The sequence below is a fragment of the Allobosea sp. P1_A7 genome, from assembly GCF_056406775.1.
In genome coordinates this window covers 1-5,686 of record NZ_JBFTZN010000425.1, presented here as the reverse complement: position 1 = coordinate 5,686, position 5,686 = coordinate 1, and the positions used below count along the sequence as shown (strand labels likewise).

Here is a 5,686-nt window from a genome sequence, read left to right as displayed (position 1 = left end):
GGGCAATATGGTTGCCCGCCAGCGAGGCGTACCAGATCTCGCCGGAGGGCGTTCTGGTGATGCCATAGGCGCCCGGCCCGCGTGGCGCATCCTTGATCTCCATCCTGGCGGTCTTCGGATCGAAGCGACCGACGATCCCATTCTGGCCCGTGAACCAGAGAATGCCTTCCTTATCGAAGACCCCGGTATTGAGATTGGCGCTCTCGCGCCCCGCTGGCAGCTTGAAGAGATCGACCTTGTGGGTCTTGTCGTCGACGCGGGCAATGGCGTTCTGGCCACCTTCCGTCACCCAGGCGGCTCCGTCCGGGCCCCTGATCACGCCATGGGGTGCGGCCCCCTGGCCGAGTTCGACCACCTTGAGCTGGCTCGAACGCGGATCGAAGCGGCCGAGCGTGCCGTTGCGCTGACCGCAGACCCAGATCGTGCCGTCGCCGGCATCGGTGACATCGCGCGAGCCCTTGATCGCGGGGATATCGAAATAGGTGATGTTGAATCTGGACCCCGGCGCCGTCGGTCCGGCCGCCGCCGCCCGGCCGACCAGGGCCGGCGCCGCAAGCCCGACGAGGCCAAGCTGAAGAAAGGACCGGCGCAGCATGAAGCGTCTCCTCCTGTACCGGCCGGGCGCAACGCCTCGGCCGGTTTCCAGCTTGGGACGACAAGATGGTGAAACTGCGCCGACTCTCCCCTGCCGCTCAGAGCTGCCGTCGAACTCCGACGGGCAGGCTCGAAACCCGCGCCATTTCGCCGCTCAGGAAACGTTCCGGCGCCACCAGATAGTCACGCGCCATCGTCATGGCGTCGACGCCCCAGAAGACTTCGCCGTCGATCAGCAGGCTCGGCACGCCGAAGACCCCCGCCGCGACGGCCTCTTCCGTGGCCAGGCGCAGCGCATCCTTGACCGGCTGTTCGCCGATACGGCCGAGCGCAGCAGGATCTCCGGCCGCGGCCGCCACCTCGGCCAGCACGGCTGGATCGTTACCGTCGCGCCCCTGCCCCCAGATCAGCCGAAAGGCTTCGCGGACCGCGCCCTTCTGCCCATCGAGCGCGGTCAACAGGCGCAGCATGGCGAGCGGGTTGAACGGGTGGCTCGGCGGGAAGCGGAAGGGCACGCCCAGCGATTGGGCCAGGTGCGTCGCGAGACGATAGGTGTGGACACGCTTCGGCGCGATCTCGGCCGGGCCGAGCTGGCCCCAATGCTTGAGCACGGCACCAAAGACGATCGGCTTCATCACGACAGGCCGCAGCTCTTCAATCGCGTCGAGCTTCGTCAATGCCAGATAGGCAAAGGGTGAGATGAGGTCGAAATACCAGATGGCAGGCTTGGTCATTCGCATCCTCATTTGATCAGCTTGGACACGGCGCGGAATTGCGGGTGTTCCGCCGTCCGCAGCCATTCGAACAGGACCATCTCGGTCGTGACCATCTCGGCGCCATGAGCGGACATGCGCCGGATCGCAGCCTCCTTGTTCTCCGCAGCGCGTGAGCCGATCGCGTCCTGCACCACGAGGACGCGGCGCCATTGCGTCAGCAGCCCAAGAACCGTCTGGCCGACACAAACATGCGCCTCGCAACCGCAGACAATCAGCTCTTCGTCCTCTTCCAGCGCGCCGAGAAAGGCCGGTTCGGCACAGGCATCGAAGCTCATCTTGGTCACCACCGGACCGGCGCCCGACAGTTCCGGCACCGTGCTGCCGAGCCCGGCCGGGTTCTGCTCGGTCATCACCACGGGAACATCGAGCAGGGCCGCCGCCTCGACGAGCCGTCGTGCATTCGCGACCATGCGCGGCCCGTCATGGATCACGGGCATCAGGCGCGCCTGAAAATCGATGATGACGAGGCGGGCGCGCTCGACCTTCAGCAGTGTCATGGACGCTCTCCCTTCATCAGCAATTGTCCGATCTGGACATCGACATAGCGTTCCATCAGGGCGCGCGCCTGCGCCCCGAACATCCTCAGCCGCTGCGTATGGGCGAGCAACAGCACGCCCGAAGCATGGGCGAAGGCATCGGCCATGGCCAGCCGTGCCGTCTCCTGATCGCGGCCCATCTGTTCGACCGCGTGCCTGATTGGCGAGAGCCCCGCCTCCAGGGCCTCGTTCAGGGCCTTGTCCCGCTCGCGGCCGAGCCCATGGGGGCGCATGCCGCCACGGAACAGGTAGAAGCCGAGATCGAGATCCCTGGGATGAGCCGCATAGAAATCGAAGAAGGCGAGCGCTGCCAGGCGGAAGCGGGCTTCCGGCGTAGCAGCCCCTTCGACCGCCTTGTCGACATGGTCGCGCAGTGCCGACAGCGACTGGCCAAGGACCTCGGCATAGAGCGCCTCCTTGGAATCGAAATGGAAGTAGAGCGCCGCCGGCGTGTAGCCGGCCTCAGCCGCGATGCCGCGCAGCGAGGCGCCATCCAACCCATCGCGCTCGAAGATCGTGCGTGCGGCGTCGAGGATCAGCCCGCGCCTGAGTTCCGTGACCGCCCGCTTGCGGCGACCTCGCATCGTCTCGGCCACTGCCACCTCAGCATCGCTCCAGATTTGAGTTGACGAAAATTCTAACGGCGTTCAATTTTACGGGCAACACTCAAATATCAAGAGGACACGCCCATGCTGATGGATGCTGCGGGCTACCGCGAGTCGCTGCGCGCCTATCATCCGCGGGTTTTCGTCAACGGCCAGCGTGTCGAGAGCGTGGCTGACGAGCCCTTGCTCGCTCCGGGCATCAACGCGGTCGGGATCACCTACGACCTCGCCCATCAGGAGGCCCATCTCCCGGTGATGACGGCGCGGCAGACAAGCTCCGGCAAGACCGTCAACCGCATGCTGCACATCAACGAAAGCTCCGGCGACCTGCTCGCCAAGCTCGAGGCGGTTCGGCTGGTCTGCAATATCTCGGGCTGCGCCCAGCGCTATCTCAGCCATGATGCGCTGAATGCGCTCTGGCAGGCGACAGCGCTCACCGACGCCCGTCACGGCACCGATTATGCGCAACGCTTCCGCGCCTATCTGCACGAGGTTCAGGACAAGGACCTGACGCTCGGCGTCGCCATGACCGACGMCAAGGGTAATTTGTGGGGGCAATACGGCCAGTCGACCGGCGTCGTGATGTTCGACGATGTCTTCGTGCCATGGGACCGCGTCTTCCTTGCCGGCGAGACCGAGGAAGGCGGCTTCCTGACCACGAGCTACGCGACGCATCACCGCCATTCCTGCATCGGCGCCAGAGCCGGGTTCGGCGATCTCCTGATCGGCGCCGGCGCACTGATGATCGAGGCCAACGGGCTCGATACCGAGCGCCACGGCCATGTCCGCGAACAGATGGTCGAGTTGATCAAGATCACCGAAGGATTTTTCGCCTGCGGTGTCGCGGCCTCCGTCTACTGCCAGAAAGATCCAGCAGGCTCGGTGATGCCTGACAGCGTCTTCTCCAATATCGGCAAGCTGCTGTTGGCCACGCAGATCTACGACATGCACCGCATCGCCCATTACGTATCGGGCGGGTTGATCGTGGCGCTGCCAGGCCCGGATGAGGACCATAATCCCGAGACCGCTGCCTCGTTGTCTGCCGTGCTCGCGGGCCGCCCCGATATCCCGCACGCGCAGCGCGCCGAGGTCGCGCGCTTCATCGAGGATCTCACCGTCTCGAAGGAGGCCGGCTGGTATTCGGTGATCTCGCTGCATGGCGGCGGCTCGCCGGAAGCGATGAAGCGCGAGATCTGGCGCAACTACCCGGTGGCGGAGAAGGTCGAACTGGTCGAGAGCCTGCTCGGACGGGGCGTCCTCGCCGATGGCGGCAGGGTCTCGAAGCAGCCTGGGCGCTGTTGTGTCGCCGGTTGCGAGGTGCCGGAAATGCCGGGCGGGGCCCCGCGCGAAGCGGCTGAATAGCGCAACCCGTCAGCCTCTGATCCCCTTCATTCCCCGTCCCGGGACGGGATAGCCGGCGCGCCGGACCTGACCAGAGGACCAACATGACCGTGCACGCCCTTGCCTCGACCCATCAGGTGCTGAACCAGGCGCGCCCAGCCACGGGCTGGAACGCCTTCTCCGACGACGCGGTGCTGCAGGGCGTCGTCACGCGCCAGGCTCCCTGGGTTGCAGGCAGAGCGATGGCGCTCGGCGCCCATGCCGGCGATGAGACGGTGCAGGATCTGGCGCGTCTCGCCAACAGGTTTACGCCGGAACTCAGGACGCATGATCGCTTCGGCAACCGCATCGACTGGGTCGAATTTCATCCAGCCTGGCACGAATTGATGGCGCTCGCCTTCCGGCACGAGGTGCCCTCGCTGGCCTGGACGACGACGGAGCCGAACGGCCATGTCGCGCGTGGCGTCCTCTCCTATGTCTGGAACCAGATCGAACATGGGGTCGGCTGCCCGACCGGCATGACCTATGCCGCCTGGCCGGGCCTGGCCCAGCCTGAGTTCTCGCTCTGGCGCGAGAAGATCACCTCTGGCCAGTATGACAAGCGCCCACTCCCGGTCTCACAGAAGACAGGGGCGAGCATCGGCTATGCGATGACCGAGAAGCAGGGCGGATCGGACCTCCGGCAGACCCAGACGACCGCGCGCTATCTGGAGGATACGCCGGAGGGGCGCGTCTATCTGATCACCGGACACAAATGGTTCTTCTCGGTCCCGCAATCGGACGGGTTCTTCACACTCGCGCGCAGCGAGAGCGGCGTCTCCTGCTTCTTCGCCCCCGGCTTCCTGCCGGATGGCAGCCGCAACCGGCTGCAGATCCAGCGGCTGAAGGACAAGGCGGGGAACCGCTCGAACGCCTCGTCGGAGGTCGAATTCCGCGAGTGCCTGGGCTGGCTGGTCGGCGAAGAGGGGCACGGCATCCGCGAGATCCTCGGCCACGCCCATCTGACCCGGCTGGATTTCGCCATCGGCTCGGCGGGGCTGATGCGGCAGGCGCTGACCCTGGCGCTCAACCACACACAATCGCGCAGGGGCTTTGGCTCCTCGCTGGCCGAACAGCCGATGATGACCAATATTCTTGCCGATCTCGCAATCGACTCCGAAGCCTCGACCCTGATGGCCTTCCGCGTCGCCGCCGCAACGGGCGCGATGGAGAGCAGCGAGCAGGAGCGGCATGTCGCACGGGTTTCGACACCGCTGGCGAAATTCTGGAACTGCAAGCGCGCGGCCRCCTTCGTCGTCGAGGCGCTGGAATGCCATGGCGGCAACGGCTTCATCGAGGAGAACCCGATGGCACGGCTCTATCGCGAGGCGCCGCTGAACGCGATCTGGGAAGGCACCTCGAACATGATGTGCATGGACGTCCTGCGCTCGTTCAACCGCGATCCACATACGAAGGAGGCCTTCATGGCCGAGCTCGGCTCCGCTCGGGGCGTCAACCGTGCGCTCGACCGCTGGCTCGACAGGCTCGGCGACGAGGTGGCCAAACCGCGCAATGACGACGGCCATGGCCGCCGGCTCGCCAACCTGATGGCCTATGCGCTGCAGGCCTCGGAGCTGAAGAAGCACGCGGACGAGGCGGTGTTCGAGACCTTCTGCCGCTCCAGGCTCGATGCCGACTGGGGTTATGTCTTCGGCACGCTCGATCCATCGCCGGAACTGGCCGGCATCGTGAAGCGCGCGAGCGTGGCGCGGGGGTGAGCCATTCTGGCCTCGCCGCCGGACGGGGCGGTGAAGAGAGCCCCGGGGGCCGTGCCAGATCGTTTATGGTTCTAGGC

At 65.8% G+C, this 5,686-nt stretch carries 6 protein-coding genes; 2 read left to right on the top strand and 4 right to left on the bottom strand.

From position 1 onward, the window contains the following. From AC1D34_RS35575 to AC1D34_RS35560, 4 genes are all read right to left on the bottom strand, one after another. Positions 1–595: Vgb family protein (locus tag AC1D34_RS35575; RefSeq protein ID WP_476826787.1), on the bottom strand; the 595-nt coding region annotated here is incomplete at its 3' end. Between the two features lie 97 nt (positions 596–692). After that, the gene (locus AC1D34_RS35570) at positions 693–1,328 is read right to left on the bottom strand and encodes a 2-hydroxychromene-2-carboxylate isomerase (protein WP_441507484.1); all 636 of its coding nucleotides are present in this window, start codon (positions 1,326–1,328) and stop codon (positions 693–695) included. Between the two features lie 8 nt (positions 1,329–1,336). Further along, a complete protein-coding gene (locus AC1D34_RS35565; RefSeq protein ID WP_441507483.1) occupies positions 1,337–1,867 on the bottom strand; it encodes an isochorismatase family protein in 531 nt (176 codons plus the stop codon). Further along, positions 1,864–2,502, bottom strand: a complete 639-nt coding sequence (locus tag AC1D34_RS35560; RefSeq protein WP_441507482.1) for a TetR/AcrR family transcriptional regulator — start codon at positions 2,500–2,502, stop codon at positions 1,864–1,866. The genes AC1D34_RS35565 and AC1D34_RS35560 overlap by 4 nt, the downstream gene beginning before the upstream one ends. Positions 2,503–2,595: 93 nt before the next feature. Between AC1D34_RS35560 and AC1D34_RS35555 the strand changes: the two genes are divergently transcribed. Both AC1D34_RS35555 and AC1D34_RS35550 read left to right on the top strand, forming a co-directional pair. Next, positions 2,596–3,873 carry a 4-hydroxyphenylacetate 3-hydroxylase C-terminal domain-containing protein gene (locus tag AC1D34_RS35555; protein ID WP_476826786.1) on the top strand — a complete coding sequence of 426 codons (1,278 nt, stop codon included), beginning with the start codon at positions 2,596–2,598 and terminating at the stop codon, positions 3,871–3,873. Positions 3,874–3,956: 83 nt separating this feature from the next. Beyond that, the gene (locus AC1D34_RS35550; RefSeq protein ID WP_476826785.1) at positions 3,957–5,609 is read left to right on the top strand and encodes an acyl-CoA dehydrogenase family protein; all 1,653 of its coding nucleotides are present in this window, start codon (positions 3,957–3,959) and stop codon (positions 5,607–5,609) included. Positions 5,610–5,686 lie beyond the last annotated feature (77 nt).